Below are 17,252 nucleotides of genomic sequence, written 5' to 3'. Positions count from 1 at the left end.
AGCTCGCTTCCTTGTCAATTTTGGCAGGGTTAGCCCGAACGAGCCGATGCCGGTAAATGGTAAGTTCGGCTATTGAACACGAAGCTCTCCATCTCAGCCCCGATTCCGACCCGATCCAGCTCGCGGCGCACGAACTCGACACGAGAAAGCCCTTGCCGCGTCGCGGTCGATTTGTTGCGCGCCCATTCCATAATCGCCCGAGTCACCATCGCCTGATCAGCATGCCGATCAGCTTCCTGTTTGGAAAGCACATGCCAGATGATCACGAGCAGCTTGCGAGCAATGGCCACAATGGCTTTCCTCTTGCCAATCCGCATCGCTAGTCGCTCGAACTGGTCTTTCCAATGAGGATGGTGCTCGACCGCCATCCAGGCCGCTTCAACGAGCGCTGCCCGCATTTCCTTTCGTCCCTGCTTGGTAATGTGGCCGGTTTGGTAGGTCTGCCCAGAAGCGTGGACACTCGCTCCCAGGCCAGCATATCCCACAAGCTGCTTCGCGCTGGGAAAACGCGTAATATCCCCGATCGCCGCCAGCAGAATGAGCGCATTGATGACTCCAATGCCGGGCACCTGGAGCAGAAAAACCACCTGGCTGGCCCACGGCTCGGTCCCACTTAAGCGCGTCAGCTCCGTTTCCACTTCTCCAATCAATGGCTCTAAGTTCTCTAACAAGCTCAAATCCTGGCGGATGCGTAGCTTCTCAACCGCTGAGAGGGAAAGGTTCTCCCACCAGGGGTGCTGAGCCTGAAGAAAGAGCCCTCCAGCTGGTGGGGCGATGTTGTAACGATGTAAGGTGCTGCGCAGTCGATTCTTGGCCTGCGTACGCTGACGGATCAAACGAGCGCGGTGCGCGATGAGACCGCGCAACTCACGCACATCCTGAGGAGGGATCCACACCACAGGAATCAGACCTGCGGCCAGGAGTCGCGCCAGGTGCAGCGTATCGCGCGCATCGGTTTTAACGCGAGCAGTGGTAATGAGTTTCACAAGGTTGGGATGAGCGACTGTTACAGAGGAAACCAGGGGACGGAGCTGGTCACAGAGATGCCAGGCATTGGTGGTAGCTTTCAACACAACCGCGTCCGTCAAGCAAAGATGCTGTTGGCTCCAGGAAAGGAAATCATCCAGATCGACTCGGCGTGGGGAAAGGACCACCTGCTGGGAGGGATTGACCGCTCCGACAACGACATAATGCTTATGGACATCCAGGGCTACGAAACGTTCTCCGGAGACAGATGAGAGCATACATTTCCTCCTTTTCAGGTGAGAACAAGGACGAAAGAGTACGTCATTTGGGTTCTGCAGTGTTCATACACCGATACGGACTGCGATCTTTCACGCTCCCAGTCTAGCGGATTCGACGGGTGGCCAAACATCCTATCGGGCTTGGTGTCCCACCGTGCAAACGGGCCAACCCTGACGCCGCGTACCCTCGGCGTCCCCGTCAGCTTTACCTGTCAAGGATACCGAAATGACGCACTCTCTGCAACTCACATGCTAACATCCTGGACATACCTCTTTCTGATCAGCTTTTCCAGCATGGGAGCGCATCGCCTCTGCGAGCGAGGGCTTATGGCTGGGGCAGTCTCAAAAAATGTGCCATAATCAAAGTATCAGTTTTGTGCATAGCGAGATGAGTAAGTGACACTTACAGCAGAGGTTCTATGAAGATCGGATATATTCGCATCTCCAAGCACGAGCAAAATGAGGCGTTACAGAGGGATGCGTTACAAGAAGCAGAATGCGAAAAGTATTTGGGGTCAGCGCATCTAAACCTGAAAACTGTACGCTAAGGTTTAGATGCGCTGACCCCAGAAAGCGGAAGGCAAAGCACTCGCCTTTCAATCAGAATACTCTTGGGCGCTCCTTTCAAGCAGCCCTTTAAGAACAGCCATATTCTGCGCAACTGCACGCTGTACGCTCCTAAGAGACAACGCTGATACTACGTCAAGTACTCCAGGAGCATGCAATTCTACGTTATTCGTTAGCTTCGTTCCATCTGTAAGCGACTCCAGCATATAGGTACTTTGCCCTTGGAAATAAGCGAAACCTCCACATACCACCAGAGAATGATCTGGCTGGTAGGCTGTTATTTGCAGAGTCTCTTTCATCGGTTGAGGCAATCTGCGCACCTGCTGATACACACTCCCGATTCCGAGAGATCCCGGTGAGATTTTCCGCGTTTCCTGGAGCGCATAGTTCCATTGTGGCAAGTTCTCAAGATGAGCAAGATACTCAAAGACATCAGCAATGGGGCGACGAATGAGAATGGTATTGGAAAATTTCATGATGCACATCTCCTCTGGCAATTCTGAATGGGAACAACGTAAGTGAGAGAAGGAAGCAGTTCGCCAACTACCGCTCTTGCATACGCCGTGTAAGAGCCTCCCCTGCCGGGCGTTCCTCGACGATACGTCTCAAGAGTGCCAGACAATCAGAGATGTTGTGTCCTTCAGCGGCCCTCATGAGTAACGTGTGAAGTTCTGCTTCTGCTGACATCACGTGCTGAGCCATTGCTTCTCCTTTTTCGGTTAATGTCAGCTCTACCATACGACCATTGGTTGTGGATGGGATCCGTTTGACCAAACCCATCTCAACTAACCTATTGACTAACCTGCTCGGACTGCCACTCTCACAGATCAGCATATTCCCAAGTGCGATCAGTGATAATGGCTGGTGATCCTGAAGCACACGCAGGACCTCAGCCTGCGATGAGGTAAGACCAAGGGGGCGTAACGCCTCTGTGAATATCCGGTTCCCCTCTCGTTGTGCGGCAAGGATAAGATAGCGTAATTCCTCAGCAGGGTGCATGGGTTTTCTTCTCCGTTCTCCATTGATGTGCTTCTGTTTTCGCCCCAGAGACTCGTTGAGCACTCACAGGAAGAGCGGCTTTGCGAGTGACCAAACGCTCTAACGCATCAGGATCATGGCTGGGAAGATAGACGGTCGGTGTTGATTGCAGATACGCCAGAATCTGGCGTGACGTCTCTCGATAGACGGCGATATTTGATGTGACTCCATCAACTGACTGCTCCAGCATCAACTGCTCCGTATACGATGTGTCGCCTGCAAAAAAGAGCACGTGGTCGTTTTCTTGCAAGATAACCGAGTAATGCCCAAGGGTATGACCAGGAGTCGCTACCAGATGAATATCGCCTGCTTTGGTCAGCGTATAGCTCTGGGGAAACGATGCAAACGGCTCAGGAGCGAAATCAATCAATGTTGGAGAGAACCAGGTTGGCCAATGTTGGGGCAAATAGCCTTTCACCTGGCCCCTAAAACCGCGAGCAGCCTGATACTCAGCACGTGACACCAGGATCTGAGATTTCGGGAAATGATGCAGCCCTCCCGCATGATCAGTGTGCAGATGTGTCAGTAACACCCAGCGAACATCATTGGGTGAGAGACCCAGCGTACGAAGTTGCGGCCCGATCTCCTCTTCAGGACGCATGGCTTCACGTACACTCTTGTAGTAGGGATGCCACCAGGGGAAATAACCCGGTTCAGCAGCACGGGCGGTCTCACCAGTATCGATAACGATCAGCCCTTCTGGATGTTCAATTACCCAAACATAAATGGGTAAGGGCTCTGTCCACTCCTTGTCGAGTATTGTATTGATGAGGCGCAGAGAACCACTTCCTTTCCCACTTACCTGTCTCGCTTTAATGGCGACCGTCCCCGTCTGGATGGCATGAATACGCATAGTTCATTCTCCTCTTTTGATTTCCTATCATTCATGACGTATCATGAATGATACGTCATGAATATGAGAATGTCAAGGGGGATCTACTAGGGGTAGAGTTAAGGTTCGTACCACCAGCTGCAAAGTAGATTGCGATAGGTCAACAGAATAGTGCTTCTTTCCATTGGAGTCAGCACTATTCTGCCCGAAAAGACTGCTGGTGCTAGGATTGAACTGGTTGAAACGGCCAAAAAGTGGTCAAGTTCCAAAACCATTTGGCAAAACGGCACGTATCGCGTGCCTACTTTGCCGCTGGTGGTACGAACCTTAACTCTACCCCAACAAGAGGGGATGGCCATCACACCAGAACAACTTGCCTATCTCTCTCCGATGGATTGGGAGCATATCAATCTGACTGGGGATTCTATTTGGGATTTGACGGTGAAGAGTCCACACGCTCGCCAGCTTAACGTACAGTTTTCAGGTTTTGATACGCTGACCCCTATTTCAGCGATACCATGACGGGAGCCAAATTTGAACGCAAAGATTTGGAGGAAACTCTCGCTTTTATCAGACCAGGGGATATATTCGTAGTGTGGAAGCTCGACCGTTTGGGGTGCTCTCTGAAAGCTCTCATCGAGACACTTCATCTCTCAATGAGCGAGACGTGAGTTTTATCAGCCTAACGGAGAACATTGACACCACAACACCCGGTGGCAAACTGATTTTTCACCTGATGGGAGCATTGGCCGAATTTGAGTGTGATCTCATTCGAGAGAGAACCAGAGCGGGCTTGGCCGCAGCTAAGGCCAGAGGGCGTGTCGGCGGCAGGCCGAGAAAAACTGCTGATGGGAAAGTTGCTCTGGCCCGACATCTCTACCAAGACTCGAAGCATTCCGTCGCTGAAATTTGCTCCATGCTTGAGATTTCTCGCTCGACCTTCTTTCGCTACGTCAAGGAGGCAAGGAAACAAACGGGATCACAAGCGTAGCGGGAAGGATGAAGATCTCTTTTCCCCTATCAGTCCCTTAGCGGGAAAATATCGGGAAAAATATGTCGGGACCCCATCTTATCTGTAAAGGTCTTCTCGCACTGCTCACGGTTCATAGCGTCGACACCTCGTCGTATGATGCTTGAAAGGGGTGCGCACTCCAATTAGGCAAAAAATTGGTGTAATCTCCCCCAAAAAGGGGTTCGTTTCTTGTTGTCTGACGAATAAAACGGTTCTAGCCCAATTGAGGTGAATGAGGAGCTTATCTGAGCATAGCGCTTTTTTTCTCCGCAGAGAATGAAGCGCCATGCTCAGATAAGCTCAGGATGCTTTCACCAAGATTGAGCCAGTTTCTTTAATGGGTCTGGCACAATTTGGTGACCGAGGAAATTTCCTGTAAAGAAATGTGCTCACACTGAACACAAGGAGAGGTGCTTTCACTCCCTTCCAGAGGCGTTTTCACCAAGACCGTGCCAGGCCCATTTCATTCCCAAATTGACAATCGGACGTCATTTGCTTTCGATATGACCCAATTCTTTGAGATCTGCAAATGCAGCGGTATTGTCAACTTGACGGAGAAATAGAAGCGCTTTTTAGGAAGAAGGGGGAAGAGCAGAAAAGAAGCGGAGGTTTGGAGAGGATGGTTGGTGTTAGGCGGCAGTTTTCCCGCTGGTTACCTCGTTCCAGATCAGAAACCGATCCTGCATGAGAGTATGGTAATCTTCTGCTGTGAAACGGTGCCGTTTGGGCCGAAAGTGATCCAGGATCGGTCCAAAGGCTGAGAGGAAGCGTTGGGCCTGTCCAGGTGATGTAAACCGCCGCATGCTTCGCTCTCGTAAAACTCATCAGATAAGATGCAATCAAAAGATGAGATGAGAAGTATGATGACAGGCCAAGCCCCGTTCAAATGGCGTCATTTTGAAGCCGAGATTATTTTGCTGTGTGTCCGTTGGTATCTGCGGTATGCACTCAGCTATCGCGATCTGGAAGAGATCATGAGAGAGCGTGGCCTGGCTGTTGACCATACCACCATCTACCGCTGGGTCCAGCATTACTCCCCCGAACTGGAGAAACGCTGTCGCCCGCATCTCAAAATCACCACCGATTCCTGGAGGGTGGATGAGACGTACGTGAAGGTCAAGGGAATGTGGATGTCTCTCTATCGAGCAGGAGACTCGCAAGGAAAGACCCTGGAGTCTTTTCTGAGTCCCAAATGAGATGCGCAAGCGGCCAAAGCGTTCTTCTTGAAAGCCATTCGTGCCTGCCACACCGTGACTCCCCGCGTGATGACGGTCGACAAGAACGCTGCTTATCCGAAAGCCCTTAACGACCTCAAAGCAGAAGGACTTCTTCCACAACCATGTGAACTCCGGCAGAGTAAATACATGAACAATCTGATCGAACAAGATCATCGTTTTATCAAACGTCTGGTGAAGCCAGGGATGGGATTCTTCTCGTTTGAAACGGCGTGGAGAACTGTACAGGGATATGAGGTGATGAACATGCTGAGAAAAGGACAGACGCAAGAAGTGAGCAAAGGAGATAGCTTGAGGCAGGCAGTATTCATCGCGGAACTGTTCGGAATGGCCATCTAAACCCAGCAGAAGAACAGTGAAACTCCGTCCTTTGTGTTCCCCTTCGTATTTTTGCAACACTGCCAGAATATGTTTGCTCATTCTGCCTTCTGCGTGCTGGGAGAACTGATCCACGCGCTCACGGTTTGATGATGCACGCCCAGAAGGCTCGCGATACGACGATAACTCACACCCTGTTCTGCAAGCGTGAGAGCCTCGGCTTTGCGTGATTGATCGGGTTGCCGGACACGTGGCCCAGGAGTAAAGTACAACTGGCACGCACGGCATCGAAATCGCTGACTCCCCGACCGATTTTTCCCGCTTTTGATACTCTCTGTCGTCTGCTGGCAGTGAGGGCACGCAGGAAGAACACCGTCCCCTGCACTGATTACCGCCGCACTCTGCTCCATTGATCCCCCTCTCCTGCTGGCGCGAGTCCTCTCTCTGGGGAGATGTGTTGATCGAGGTTGGGCTTCCTCCAGTTGCGCAGCTTCCTGAGTGCTGCCCATGCTCCGCAACAGCGCCATCAAACGTTCGCGGGCCTCGATGGTCCGGGGATGTGTCGCTCCAAATGTGTGGGTTCGAGCTGCCAGTGCGCGTTCGTAGAGGGAACGGGCTTCGTCGTCGTGACCCTGTGCATGCCGCAACAAAGCGAACTCATAGCAGGCTTGAGCCGCTTGCGGATGGGTGGAGACAAACGCCTGTTCATTGATGGCGAGAGCCCGAAGAAACAACGACTCTGCCTCGGCATATTTCCCCTGGTCTCGATAGAGGCTCGCCAGGATCACCAGATCGAGAGACGCGTAGGGATGGAAAGCCCCCAGATGCTCTTCGTGGATGCGTAGCGCCCGCAGAGCCAACGCTTCCGCCTGTGCATGCTTGCCCAGTTTGAGCGAGAGCATGGCCTGACAGGCCAAAATATCTGCTGTGTGAGCATGAAGGGGGCCCAGATGGTGTTCGTAGAGGTCTCGTGCCCGCTGGCATAACGGCTCCGCTTCCCTGTACCATCCTTGCTCCGTATATAAAGCTGCCAGATTGTACAGAGACATCGCTGTATAAAAATGGGAAGAGCCGAATTGTTGTTCAAAGATCTCAAAGGCACGTTGGTAGAAGGATTCCGCCTCGGCATACTTGCCTTGATCCTGATAGATCCCCCCAGATAGTTCAGAGTGGCAGCTGTATCGAAATTGTGAGGTACGAACTGCTCTCGGATGTGCAATGCTCGCTGAAGCAATGGCTCCGCCTGCTCGTATTTCCCCTGATCTCTATAAAGGATCGCCAGGTGGTACAGGGTGGCAGCGGTGTCGAGATGGTGAGGACCCAACTGCTGCTCTCGGATGCGTAGCGCACGTTGGTAGAAGGGTTCCGCCCTGGCGTAGATTCTCTGTGACTCATAGAGATTCGCCAGGCTGTCCAGGCTGGCAGCGGTGTCGAGATGATGAGGACCCAACTGCTGCTCTCGGATGTGTAGCGCACGCAGGTACAATGGCTCCGCCTCCTTATAGTTGCCATTGTCTCGATGGAGGATCGCCAGGTGGTTCAGACTGGCCGCTGTCTGAGGATGCTCCAAACCGAAGCGCTGCTCGCAGATGGCAAGGGCGTGCCGGTACAAGGACTCTGCCTGCGTGTACATCGCGTGTTCAAGAAAGTAGCTGCCTGTTCGGTCCAGCAGATCTGCCGCCTCAGGCAGCAGGAGCTGGTGGTGCTGGATCAACGTATCGCACGCCTCGACCTGTTCCAGATAGCGCAGGCACTGAGGCCAGGTGCTCACGTTTTTCGGATCTTGGGGGAAGACCGTCTGCACGGCACGCACCACCTGTTCGCTCCAGGCACGTTGGGTCTGGACTTCCATGCGATCCATTTGGACAGCCTGTACCAGACGATGGATACTCAGCATCCGTTCCTCAGAGAGCCGTTTTACCAGAGAAAAGGCCAACAAGGTTTCGAGCATCTGGTTAAAGCTGAGGAGATTCGTTACCGCCTCACCCAGTGCAGGAGGCCAATGAGAAGCACCCTCTGTGAGCAGTTCTTCTGGGATGTGGTCCGGGGCGAGAAAGGCACAGAGCTGGAGCAGTTCGGCGGCTGCCGGGTTGCTTCGTTCCACCTGCTCAAACGAAAGGGACCAGGTGGTTGCCACCGACTCGGGATATGGCGTGGTCTGCTTCCCACGCCGTGCCAGTAACGCGGAGCGATGCTGTTGATAGATGTGAAGATAGTCATGCAGGCTGCATCCTGTCTCTTCAATATAGGCACCCGCCTGATCGATGGCGAGAGGAAATTGTGCCAGGGTAATGACCACATTGATGGCTTCGTCTATTTCCTCGGGTGAGGAGGCCGAAAAGCGGTGCGCCCGTCGCAGTAAGAGATGGGTTCCTTCCATGATCCCCATCGTATCGACTTCGACGGAGGAAGCAAGCGTACCAACGGCGTGTGCCCTCGTGGTGAGGAGAATGTGTCCATTGCCCTGGCGAGGGAGATAGGGTTGAACCAGGGAGAGATCGTCGGCGTTGTCAACCAGAAGCAGCCAGGGCGGCTCGCGCTGTTCTAACCAGCGCAGGATGGCGGCAATGATGGTGTGTGGATTGGTCTCCTCCTGGGGAACAAGCGTTGGCAACAAACGCGCAAGCTCAACAAAGCTGGTCACAATCGTCTCTGCACTTGCCGCAGAGATCCAGAGAATATCGCGATAGCGTCCCTGCACGCGTGCGCGATAGGCATATTCGATGGCGATCTGAGTCTTTCCAATGCCACCTAATCCCGTCATCGCCTGGGTTTGGATCAAGGCGGCCTGGCGAACGCTCTTCGGCTGGTCTGGTGTCTCCTCAGCAAAGAGCTGCTCCAGTTGGGAGAGCAGGTCGTCGCGTCCGGTAAAGTGGGGATTGCGTGCATAGGGCACCGTCCACAACGCGCTCTCCTCGGAGGGAGCGCTCACGGCCTGCGCTGCATCTGTGGTATTGTTCTCTGGTGATGATAAAAACGCTTCCACCAAGCCTAACTCCTGGGCGCTCTTCCCAAAGAGTGTACAGAGCTTGACACGGAAGTAGGCGCTGGGTTGCTGATCGCCTCGTTCCCAACGCCCAATGGTGGTAATGGTGGTGCCCAACTGGTCCGCGACATCTTGCTGCCGCCAATTGCGCCCGATGCGAAGCTTCCGTAAGGACTCGTTCCTTGGCATAGCATTTCCTCCTAATCTCCCCATGTGATGGGTACGCTCAAGCATCCTTCCCTGATGTTCCTGCTCGATCGGATGGGAAAGAAGGTCATCCATTGGATAGTATACGATACGCTGGATGGTCTGCGATACGCTCCGAAGATTTTTCTCGTTCTTGTTTCTTTTGAAAGCGACGGAAAAAGGTCACTTGAAAGACCGATAACGCCCTCTGAAAAAGCAGCACAATAGAGTATCCTTTTTCAGAGAGGAAGATCACCTATCGAAAGGAAAAGAGTAGTATGCGTTCACTTACAGGAAAAGTGGCTTTAGTCACCGGCGGCAATAGTGGGATCGGCTTGGCAACGGCCAGAGCCTTTCATGCCCATGGAGCGAGAGTCGTGATTTCTGGGCGGGATCCCGCAACCCTTGAAGAGGTTACTCGACAATTGGGTTCCGATGTGCTGGCGGTTCAGGCAGATGTTGCGAAGCTCGGTGACATCGATCAGTTGATGGCTCGCACCTATAAGACGTTTGGTAAACTGGATATCCTGTTTGTCAACGCAGGCATTTTCAAGGGGGCTTCTCTGGAAGAGGTAGATGAAGCGGCGTTTGACGAGATGCTGAACGTTAATTTTAAGGGAGCGTATTTCACCGTCCAGAAGGTTCTCCCTTTTCTCAATGAGCCAGCATCCATCATCTTCAATGGATCGGTCAACGCTCTGACAGGCATCGTCGATAGTTCGCTCTATACTGCCAGCAAAGGAGCGATACACGCGCTGTCGCGAGCACTGGCGGCAGAGCTTATCGGTCGTGGTATTCGGGTCAATACCATCACGATTGGCCCCACCGCAACCCGCTTGTTAACCCGCTCAGGGTCTTCACAAGAGATCCTGCAGGCTCAGGACAGGGCACGCATCAACCATTCTCCCCTCAAACGCCTGGGCCAGGCAGAAGAAGTGGCCAGAGTCGCGCTGTTTCTTGCTTCAGATGATTCCTCTTTTGTGGTGGGATCGGAGATCGCGGCAGACGGTGGCTGGCTCTTGAATACCATTTAAATCGGGCAAAGAAAGTATGCTGTTCTGGTTGCTACCAGAGAAGAAAAACAGGAGATTGTTTCATGAAAACAGATATCTTTCACCATGTCAGGAAGAGGAGAACGAGCAAGATCTCGGATGAACAGCAGCAGCAGATGCAACGAGGTTGGTTCACGAGCCTCACGTCTGCGCCTGGAGGAGCGGGCCAGCGCTGGAGATGGCAACTCACACTGGTTTTGCTTTTCAGTATCGTGCTGTTCGCAGGAAGTTTCTCCTCGGCTGTACACGCTCAGGAAGGAGGTCACACCTCGATTGCTCAGGCTCAGAAGGCATCCTCTCTTCTGCCAGAGGGCTTTACTGAAAGTTTCGCCATGACCAATGGCATTCGCATGCATTATGTCAGCGGTGGAAAGGGACAGCCATTGGTGCTGCTCCACGGGTTTCCAGAAACCTGGTACACGTGGCATAAAGTGCTTCCCGATCTTGCCAAACATTACCGGGTGATTGCTCCTGATATGCGGGGTGCAGGCCAGACAGACGCGCCATCGACAGGGTACGACAAGGCAACGATGGCCAGGGATATCCATGGGCTTGTCTCGCAACTCGGCCTTGGACCCATCAATCTAGTCGGTCATGATGTTGGGCTGATGGTCGCTTATGCGTATGCAGCGCTTTATCCCACCAATGTGAAACACCTGGCGCTGCTGGAAGCGCCGATCCCTGATGCGAGTATCTACACGCTTCCAGCACTGACTGCCAAAGGACCCGGCGTCTGGTGGTTCGGATTTTTCAGTACGCCGCAGATGCCTGAAAAACTCATCCAGGGACGTGAAGCAGCCTTTTTAACTCAGTTCTTCCAGAACAGCGTTCCTGTACAGGTCCAGGGGAGCATCACGCAAGCGGAGATAGCACTCTATGCGCACTACTGGCAAAATCCTGCACATCTGCATGCTTACATCAGCTATTTCAGTTCCTTTCAAACGGACGCAGAGCAGATAAAAATCTATGGCAAGAAGAAGTTGCGAATGCCAGTGCTTGCGCTGGGGGCGGACCACAGCCTCGGCGCTGCTGTGGGAACACAGGTTACAAGCTATGCGACCAACGTCACAGGAGGTGTGGTCACCGGCTCAGGCCATTGGATCCCTGAAGAGCAACCGCAAGCATTCGTAGACCAGCTTCTCGCCTTCCTCAGCAAGAAGTAAAATAGACGGGAAGAAAAAGAAAAGGAGACCTTTTATGACCACAAACATGGCATCGCTCGTTCTGAGCGCGAACGAAGGAGAGACCACCTTTGAAGCCAGCGGCGAGTACTGGATTTGGAAAGCCACGGGGGAAACCACCAATGGCCTCTTCGATCAGGCAGTCACGATCACGCTCCCGCAAGTGGGACCACCTGAACATACCCATCAGCAAGAGGAACTCCTCTACATTCTGGAAGGGACTTATCGGGTAAAACTGGGGGAACAGGTGTTTACCGCTTCAGCGGGAACCTCTCTGCGCATTCCCGGAGGCGTGTCACATGCCTGGCGTGGATTAACGGCGGGAAAGATGCTCGTCACCTTTCTTCCAGGTGGGCTGCGAGGGTTCTTTGAAGGGCTACATCCCCTCTATCTGGCTCCGCAGTTGGATATGCAAGCGCTCACAGCTCTTGCGGCCAAGTATGGTCTGGTGGTGACCGGCCCCCCTCTGACGGAATAGTCCCGTCGCTTTCCTTTTCCTGTTGCTGAAACAGGATGTCCATTGTAGGGGGTACTTCTCATTCAGTGAAACAATGTCCAATGACCCAACCAAAGGAGGACGACATGACATATCTTACGATCCATGAACAACAACAAATCGACCGCGCCAACGCTTCGGGATTGCAGCCAGCGGTATTCGTCCACGGCCTCTATCTCCTGGCATCCAGTTGGGACAACTGGCGCCCGTTCTTCGAAGAACGGGGCTACACGACGCTCGCGCCAGGCTGGCCCGATGACCCGGAGACCGTCGCAGAGGCCAATGAGAACCCGGAGGTCTTTGCTCACAAGCGGATCAAGCAGGTCACCGATTACTATGCTCAGGCGCTCGGTCAGCTCAAGAGGAAGCCTGCTGTAATCGGACATTCCTTCGGTGGCCTCATCGCTCAACAACTGGCCGATGAGGGTCTCTCGGCGGTGACGGTCGCCATCGACCCGGCCGGGTTCCGTGGCGTGCTGCCCGTGCCGCTCTCCGAACTCAAGTCCGGTGCGCCGGTTCTCTCGAATCCTTTCAACTATCATCGGGCTGTCGCACTGACCTACGAGCAGTTTCGCTACGGCTTTACCAACGCGCTCTCGGAAGAGGAAGCCCACCAACTCTACGACCGGTACGCGGTCCCTGGCTCCGGAACACCTCTCTTCCAGGCCGCTGCCGCCAACCTGAACCCGTGGACAGAAGATCAGGTCAACACCAGAAACCCCCAACGTGGACCCCTCTTGCTCATCGCAGGCGAACAAGATCATACCGTCCCGCTGGCAGTTGTCAAAGCAGCATACAAATTGCAGCAACACAATTCCTCAGTCACGGAGTTCCGTGAAATACCCGGTCGCGGGCACTCACTCACCATTGACCATGGCTGGCGAGAAGTGGCCGAGATCGCGTTTGCCTTCATCGCAGGGCACCTCTCGATCGGCCAGTAGTCTGTCAAGAGGAACGCACGCCAGTTGTGGAACAGGCAAACAAGCCGTTTGTTCTTCATGCGAGATCGAGTCCAGCAGAGAGAGCGGTTCATCTAGTCTGTTCGTACCTTCTCAGGTTGCGAAACCAGGTCAAAACCGTTCACTGCCGCGGTTCCTTCGTCGAATTTCAGCAGTGTCGAAAGGATGTTTATGGTCGTCGTCTTGCCAGCGCCGTTTGAGCCGAGCAGGGCGAATATCTCGCCTTTGCGGACGTTGAAATCTACGCCTCTCAGGACTCTGGTTTTCGCGCCTTTCGCGCCTGCGAAAGATTTTCGCAGGCTCGTCACTTCAATCGCATTTTCCATACCGATCCCCCCTCAATGATCTTTATCCGTACCTTTTTTCATGGTCTTGGCGACTTCTTGGCCAATTGATTCCTTAAAGACGTCGGCATATGTTTTTGAACCCTCGATGAGATCATCACAGAAAGTTGCCACATCTCTGCCTGTCACTTCGAGTACACCTTTCCCAACGGCTGCGCCCTCCTCAAAAAGATCGACAATCCCCGAGAGCAAATCAGTCCCCTCGGTTAGCTCGACAGGCCCGACCTTAAAGAGATATTTTTGAATCTCTTTGTAAACAATCTGATACTCTTGTGGGAGCGCCTTGACACGTGCCATATGCGCTCGCCACGCTTTTTTGCCTTCGATGAGATCTCGTATGCTCATTGTTATTCTCCTACTTGCCTAATTTTCTAGCGATAGTATTGTTGAGTTGCTCGCGCCACTTGTCGCGATAAGACTTTGCCCCCTCCGAGCCCGCCAACGCCGAACTGAAGCCCGCGATATCGTCGCCCAGAACCTCCCGGGCGCTCTGGCCATCCGCCACCGCTTCTTCGAGCAGGCCAAGCACACGATCAAGAATCGGCATGAGGTTACGTCCGGTGAAATCTGTATGAGGCCAAAGATTGGCCTGAATTTCTCCCCATGCCGCTTGATAATCAGTGGGAAGTTTTTTTGCGCGCGCCTCAAAAGTCTTCAATTCTCTCGTCATGTCGTTGCCTGTGATTTTATCCCAAGAATTCATGGTTTTTCTCCTTTAACTCTTTGATTTTTGATGATAGGAACTCCCACCTTTTCCAGTACTGGCACAGTTCCTCACGGCCCGCGTCGTTTAACGTAAAAAACTTTCGGGGCGGCCCCATGTCGGACGACTTTTTCGTAATCTCCACCAGCTTATTTTTTTCAAGCCTGATAAGGATGGTATAAACCGTTCCCTCCACCACGTCTGTAAAGCCCAAAGCGTTGAGCTTTCGTGTGATTTCATAACCGTAGGTCTCTCCTCGGTTGATAATTTCAAGGACACACCCTTCCAGGACACCTTTGAGCATTTCAGTTAATTTATCCGTGTCGACACCTCCTTACTAATCAGTGTCACCGATATGAAGTACTACTTAGTACCACTATATTGTAACACTTAGTAGTGTGAGCGTCAAGAGAAAAATAATGGATTGTCAAGTAAAGTGCGACATGGTCCCAATTTCGGCCAAGAATGAAGTGTAAGCAGAATGCCACCCAAGGCATTTCCGAGGCCGATCATTGATCAAGCGTACAAGATGTGAAAGACCTGATTGAGAAACTGATCCAAGATCAATCCCTTTTGGGAGAGATTCCCGTAAGAGCCCATTGGCGTTTTCATTGCTGCCTCGCTGACAAGCGCAATAAGGATCTGAACGTTAAAGCATAATGTGGCTCATACACAAGTTTGGTGAATGCTGAGTTTATGATGGCAGAAGTGATCCATTCCTTGAGCACAAACGATATGAAGCTCTGAGTTAAGGAGCGACCCAATTTGCCGCAGGGTAGATACGTTCGGTCCAGTTTCGTGAAAACTGTGCCGCATACTGGTCTTATCGGCGCAGTTTTCACCGTCTTGCGGGATGGTATCGGCACAGTGACCGTCCTTCTCTCGCAAAAAAACTGTGCCGATAATCCAACTGAACCGATAACCAGGGCCATTTTCAGGCTCAATCAGGCCAAACAGTGCCGCATTTATCCAGTTTGCGGCTAGAGGATGGCTATCTTAACTCAGGGCCATCAAGTCAAATCACAGTGAGGCGAACCATGGTACTGTGAATTTACAAAAACGGTGTGCAAACGTCCGCTTGTAGAGCGGCTTTCTCAGGCGATGAATGGTCGATTCCCATGTTTCGCGCTGATTTCCTAACATTCACCTGAAAAACCGTCGAACATTCGCGCTATTTACCAGAAAACGCTCGAAGCCATGGCCCCGACATTCCCGTTTTTTTCTAGGACGGCATTTTTCTCTGGCATGACGTTCCCAAACCAGTAACGACGAGGGCTGCTTTTGCTTCTCGTGCGTGTGAGTGACCTTTAACTCTCTGTACCCAGAGAACAAGCATGCTCGTATAAGCAGCAAGCAGCAATCAATACCGATGCCATACCGATCTTCCAAAATGCTTTCATTTTCTCAGAGGGAAATGGCTCTTTCCGGTCATTAATGCTCTGAGTTTCGTCGTTGTGTCGACTTTCGGGAGTGGCGTATGAACCATGATCTGTAAGTCAGGACGTTCGGGCATGACAAGGGTCGTTCCTTGGAACACAAGGGAGCCGATCAGTGGATGATTGATTTCGTTCTGATCGTGACACGTGAAGAGAATGTCATGCTCAGGCCACCAGGCGCGAAATTCGGGACTAGCCTGGTGCAAATCAGTAATGAGCTCTCGAAACCATGGCTCATTGGCATAGCGGTCACTCCTTGCGCGCAAGAGCGCTATGCTTCGCCGTGCCGCATGTTCCCAATGCACGAGGCGTTCTCGTTGCGAGGGGTCCATAAAGGTGGACCAGACTGCGTTGCGATCTCGCTCAGAACGACCAGAGAAATCGCCAAAAACGCAGTTGGCACTTTCATTCCATGCGATCACATTCAAATGTCGATCGACGAGAAGTGCCGGGTAGATGTCCCATCCATCGAGAATGGCCTGATAGTCTGCGTTCTGCAACAGGTTCTCACCGCCTTGCTCATCTGGGAGCGGAAGCGGACCTCGTGCCAGGAGAAACAGATGGCTGCGCTCCTGCTCATTCAATTGCAAGATGTCTGCGAGGCGGGAAAGAATCTGATCGGAGACATTAATATCCCGGCCTTGTTCGAGCCATGTGTACCAGGAAACGCCCACTCCAACGAGCCCGGCGAGTTCTTCTCGTCTAAGTCCGGGCTTTCGACGCCTGGGATAATTTGGGAGATCAAACTGCTCTGGATGCAGACGGGCACGACGGGTTTTCAAAAAATCGGCAAGTTGCGCACGGCGCTTCACTGTTTCTCTCATCTCTTCTTTCTTGCTCTCTTGCTCTCTTGCCGTCTTTCGGCGTCTGAAACTATTACTCCTACACCTATGTTCGGCACACTCCTGTTTACAGCAGGGATACTGTTCCATAATAACACCAGCCAGACTGCATGGTCTAGCTTCCCCTCAATGTTCCAGGCGCATGAACGGTCTGGAGAAGAGGGCAGAGACCAAACCACATACAAAAGATTCCTCTCCAGCAGAGAGTATTCAGGAGAAACAGATGAGTTCAATACAAGCAATTGTCGTTGATCCTCAGGCCGCCGGACGCCTGGCGATACGCGAAGTTGAGCGCCCAACTTCTACACCATCAGAGGCGCTGGTTCGGGTGTATGCGATCTCACTCAATCTGGGCGATGTCTACAAAGTATCGATGGGCACAGACGGAGATCGGTTGGGATGGGACTTGGCAGGTATTGTCGAGCAAGCCGCCGCTGACGGACCAGGGACGCTATGAGGAGGCGGAACCACTGTATCAGCGTGCGCTGGCCATTTGTGAAAGGTCACCGGGTGCGATGCATCCTGATACCTGCACTATACTCAATAACTTAGCTGGACTCTACGACAAACAGGGCCGCCACGCAGAGGCAAGTTCCCTGTATCAGCGTGCACAGGCGATCAGTGAGAAAACATGAGGACCAGCGCGCATCCCGAGGCGGCGAGGGTCCTTGAGGACTCTCGCCAGGGGTTTGACAGATTTTATGGCTTCTTGAGAAGCGTGCTATACTCGCCCAGCCATTGAGTAAAACACTCCCAAATCGGCTCGGAATTACGCCGGCGCTGACAACTTGGATGGCTGTCCGGAATAATGGGTGTAGCCC

17 protein-coding genes and 6 pseudogenes are annotated in these 17,252 nt (G+C 52.7%); 10 read left to right on the top strand and 13 right to left on the bottom strand.

Annotation, left to right across the window (positions count from 1 at the left end):
• Positions 1-29: 29 nt before the first annotated feature.
• The 4 genes from JMJ16_RS10040 to JMJ16_RS10025 all read right to left on the bottom strand — a co-directional run bounded on the left by JMJ16_RS10040 (position 30) and on the right by JMJ16_RS10025 (position 3,702).
• Positions 30-1,244 (bottom strand): IS110 family transposase, encoded by a 1,215-nt coding sequence (locus JMJ16_RS10040; RefSeq protein ID WP_236601353.1) that lies wholly within the window; start codon positions 1,242-1,244, stop codon positions 30-32.
• A 596-nt stretch (positions 1,245-1,840) separates the two neighbouring features.
• Entirely contained in the window at positions 1,841-2,287 is a 447-nt protein-coding gene (locus JMJ16_RS10035; RefSeq protein ID WP_201380858.1) for an SRPBCC family protein, read from the bottom strand.
• A 67-nt stretch (positions 2,288-2,354) separates the two neighbouring features.
• Entirely contained in the window at positions 2,355-2,810 is a 456-nt protein-coding gene (locus tag JMJ16_RS10030) for a MarR family winged helix-turn-helix transcriptional regulator (protein WP_201380856.1), read from the bottom strand.
• The gene (locus tag JMJ16_RS10025) at positions 2,797-3,702 is read right to left on the bottom strand and encodes an N-acyl homoserine lactonase family protein (RefSeq protein WP_201380854.1); all 906 of its coding nucleotides are present in this window, start codon (positions 3,700-3,702) and stop codon (positions 2,797-2,799) included. Before JMJ16_RS10025 ends, JMJ16_RS10030 begins: the two co-directional genes overlap by 14 nt.
• 150 nt (positions 3,703-3,852) lie before the next feature.
• Between JMJ16_RS10025 and JMJ16_RS10020 the strand changes: the two genes are divergently transcribed.
• From JMJ16_RS10020 to JMJ16_RS10015, 3 genes and pseudogenes are all read left to right on the top strand, one after another.
• Complete coding sequence (locus JMJ16_RS10020; RefSeq protein WP_201380852.1) at positions 3,853-4,203, top strand: Tn3 family transposase; 351 nt, start codon at positions 3,853-3,855, stop codon at positions 4,201-4,203.
• Positions 4,200-4,441 (top strand): annotated as a pseudogene (locus JMJ16_RS56895) (recombinase family protein); the annotation flags it as partial. The gene JMJ16_RS10020 and the pseudogene JMJ16_RS56895, both read left to right, overlap by 4 nt.
• Entirely contained in the window at positions 4,418-4,672 is a 255-nt protein-coding gene (locus JMJ16_RS10015) for a helix-turn-helix domain-containing protein (protein ID WP_374228998.1), read from the top strand. The pseudogene JMJ16_RS56895 and the gene JMJ16_RS10015, both read left to right, overlap by 24 nt.
• Positions 4,673-5,322: 650 nt before the next feature.
• Here the strand turns inward: JMJ16_RS10015 and JMJ16_RS10010 are convergent.
• Positions 5,323-5,508, bottom strand: a pseudogene (locus JMJ16_RS10010) (IS6 family transposase); the annotation flags it as partial.
• 48 nt (positions 5,509-5,556) lie between these two features.
• Here JMJ16_RS10010 and JMJ16_RS10005 point away from each other — a divergent pair.
• Positions 5,557-6,267: pseudogene (locus JMJ16_RS10005) on the top strand (IS6 family transposase).
• Between the two features lie 77 nt (positions 6,268-6,344).
• Here JMJ16_RS10005 and JMJ16_RS10000 read toward each other — a convergent pair.
• The 3 genes and pseudogenes from JMJ16_RS10000 to JMJ16_RS53940 form a co-directional block, all read right to left on the bottom strand.
• Positions 6,345-7,196, bottom strand: coding sequence for a tetratricopeptide repeat protein (locus tag JMJ16_RS10000; RefSeq protein ID WP_374228997.1), 852 nt, complete (start codon positions 7,194-7,196; stop codon positions 6,345-6,347).
• Positions 7,170-7,397: pseudogene (locus JMJ16_RS56890) on the bottom strand (tetratricopeptide repeat protein); the annotation flags it as partial. The pseudogene JMJ16_RS56890 and the gene JMJ16_RS10000, both read right to left, overlap by 27 nt.
• A gap of 62 nt (positions 7,398-7,459) precedes the next feature.
• A pseudogene (locus tag JMJ16_RS53940) lies at positions 7,460-9,421 on the bottom strand (tetratricopeptide repeat protein); the annotation flags it as partial.
• A 275-nt stretch (positions 9,422-9,696) separates the two neighbouring features.
• On the opposite strand from JMJ16_RS53940, the gene JMJ16_RS09975 reads away from it, so the two are divergent.
• From JMJ16_RS09975 to JMJ16_RS09960, 4 genes are all read left to right on the top strand, one after another.
• On the top strand, positions 9,697-10,452 hold the full coding sequence (locus JMJ16_RS09975) for an SDR family oxidoreductase (RefSeq protein ID WP_201380848.1): 756 nt from the start codon (positions 9,697-9,699) through the stop codon (positions 10,450-10,452).
• 62 nt (positions 10,453-10,514) lie between these two features.
• Positions 10,515-11,633: an alpha/beta fold hydrolase gene (locus JMJ16_RS09970; RefSeq protein ID WP_201380846.1), complete on the top strand. Its 1,119-nt coding sequence runs from the start codon at positions 10,515-10,517 to the stop codon at positions 11,631-11,633.
• Positions 11,634-11,667: 34 nt separating this feature from the next.
• A complete protein-coding gene (locus JMJ16_RS09965) occupies positions 11,668-12,129 on the top strand; it encodes a cupin domain-containing protein (RefSeq protein WP_201380844.1) in 462 nt (153 codons plus the stop codon).
• Positions 12,130-12,233: 104 nt separating this feature from the next.
• Positions 12,234-13,088: a carboxylesterase gene (locus JMJ16_RS09960; protein ID WP_201380842.1), complete on the top strand. Its 855-nt coding sequence runs from the start codon at positions 12,234-12,236 to the stop codon at positions 13,086-13,088.
• 101 nt (positions 13,089-13,189) lie between these two features.
• On the opposite strand, the pseudogene JMJ16_RS09955 reads toward JMJ16_RS09960, so the two are convergent.
• From JMJ16_RS09955 to JMJ16_RS09935, 5 genes and pseudogenes are all read right to left on the bottom strand, one after another.
• Positions 13,190-13,432: pseudogene (locus JMJ16_RS09955) on the bottom strand (ATP-binding cassette domain-containing protein); the annotation flags it as partial.
• Positions 13,433-13,444: 12 nt separating this feature from the next.
• Entirely contained in the window at positions 13,445-13,795 is a 351-nt protein-coding gene (locus tag JMJ16_RS09950) for a DUF1048 domain-containing protein (protein ID WP_201380833.1), read from the bottom strand.
• Positions 13,796-13,805: 10 nt separating this feature from the next.
• Positions 13,806-14,153 (bottom strand): DUF1048 domain-containing protein, encoded by a 348-nt coding sequence (locus JMJ16_RS09945; RefSeq protein WP_201380831.1) that lies wholly within the window; start codon positions 14,151-14,153, stop codon positions 13,806-13,808.
• Entirely contained in the window at positions 14,137-14,457 is a 321-nt protein-coding gene (locus JMJ16_RS09940; RefSeq protein WP_201380829.1) for a PadR family transcriptional regulator, read from the bottom strand. Before JMJ16_RS09940 ends, JMJ16_RS09945 begins: the two co-directional genes overlap by 17 nt.
• Positions 14,458-15,549: 1,092 nt before the next feature.
• Positions 15,550-16,413: a helix-turn-helix transcriptional regulator gene (locus tag JMJ16_RS09935; protein WP_201380827.1), complete on the bottom strand. Its 864-nt coding sequence runs from the start codon at positions 16,411-16,413 to the stop codon at positions 15,550-15,552.
• 241 nt (positions 16,414-16,654) lie between these two features.
• On the opposite strand from JMJ16_RS09935, the gene JMJ16_RS09930 reads away from it, so the two are divergent.
• A complete protein-coding gene (locus JMJ16_RS09930) occupies positions 16,655-16,888 on the top strand; it encodes a hypothetical protein (RefSeq protein ID WP_201380825.1) in 234 nt (77 codons plus the stop codon).
• Positions 16,788-17,066 carry a tetratricopeptide repeat protein gene (locus tag JMJ16_RS09925; RefSeq protein WP_236601350.1) on the top strand — a complete coding sequence of 93 codons (279 nt, stop codon included), beginning with the start codon at positions 16,788-16,790 and terminating at the stop codon, positions 17,064-17,066. The genes JMJ16_RS09930 and JMJ16_RS09925 overlap by 101 nt, the downstream gene beginning before the upstream one ends.
• Positions 17,067-17,252 lie beyond the last annotated feature (186 nt).

It is taken from the genome of Ktedonobacter sp. SOSP1-52 (genome assembly GCF_016587395.1).
The sequence above is the reverse complement of the archived record's forward strand: the minus strand, read 5'-3'. Positions and strand labels throughout refer to the sequence as shown.

What these genes read in the sequence shown, in the direction of transcription:
- JMJ16_RS09930 (WP_201380825.1), top strand. Translation starts at nt 16,655, where the DNA reads ATGAGTTCAATACAAGCAATTGTCGTTGATCCTCAGGCCGCCGGACGC.
- JMJ16_RS10040 (WP_236601353.1), bottom strand. Translation starts at nt 1,244, where the DNA reads ATGCTCTCATCTGTCTCCGGAGAACGTTTCGTAGCCCTGGATGTCCAT.
- JMJ16_RS09970 (WP_201380846.1), top strand. Translation starts at nt 10,515, where the DNA reads ATGAAAACAGATATCTTTCACCATGTCAGGAAGAGGAGAACGAGCAAG.
- JMJ16_RS09945 (WP_201380831.1), bottom strand. Translation starts at nt 14,153, where the DNA reads ATGAATTCTTGGGATAAAATCACAGGCAACGACATGACGAGAGAATTG.
- JMJ16_RS10035 (WP_201380858.1), bottom strand. Translation starts at nt 2,287, where the DNA reads ATGAAATTTTCCAATACCATTCTCATTCGTCGCCCCATTGCTGATGTC.
- JMJ16_RS09965 (WP_201380844.1), top strand. Translation starts at nt 11,668, where the DNA reads ATGACCACAAACATGGCATCGCTCGTTCTGAGCGCGAACGAAGGAGAG.
- JMJ16_RS10025 (WP_201380854.1), bottom strand. Translation starts at nt 3,702, where the DNA reads ATGCGTATTCATGCCATCCAGACGGGGACGGTCGCCATTAAAGCGAGA.
- JMJ16_RS10030 (WP_201380856.1), bottom strand. Translation starts at nt 2,810, where the DNA reads ATGCACCCTGCTGAGGAATTACGCTATCTTATCCTTGCCGCACAACGA.
- JMJ16_RS09960 (WP_201380842.1), top strand. Translation starts at nt 12,234, where the DNA reads ATGACATATCTTACGATCCATGAACAACAACAAATCGACCGCGCCAAC.
- JMJ16_RS09950 (WP_201380833.1), bottom strand. Translation starts at nt 13,795, where the DNA reads ATGAGCATACGAGATCTCATCGAAGGCAAAAAAGCGTGGCGAGCGCAT.
- JMJ16_RS09940 (WP_201380829.1), bottom strand. Translation starts at nt 14,457, where the DNA reads ATGCTCAAAGGTGTCCTGGAAGGGTGTGTCCTTGAAATTATCAACCGA.
- JMJ16_RS09935 (WP_201380827.1), bottom strand. Translation starts at nt 16,413, where the DNA reads ATGAGAGAAACAGTGAAGCGCCGTGCGCAACTTGCCGATTTTTTGAAA.
- JMJ16_RS09975 (WP_201380848.1), top strand. Translation starts at nt 9,697, where the DNA reads ATGCGTTCACTTACAGGAAAAGTGGCTTTAGTCACCGGCGGCAATAGT.
- JMJ16_RS09925 (WP_236601350.1), top strand. Translation starts at nt 16,788, where the DNA reads ATGTCTACAAAGTATCGATGGGCACAGACGGAGATCGGTTGGGATGGG.
- JMJ16_RS10015 (WP_374228998.1), top strand. Translation starts at nt 4,418, where the DNA reads ATGGGAGCATTGGCCGAATTTGAGTGTGATCTCATTCGAGAGAGAACC.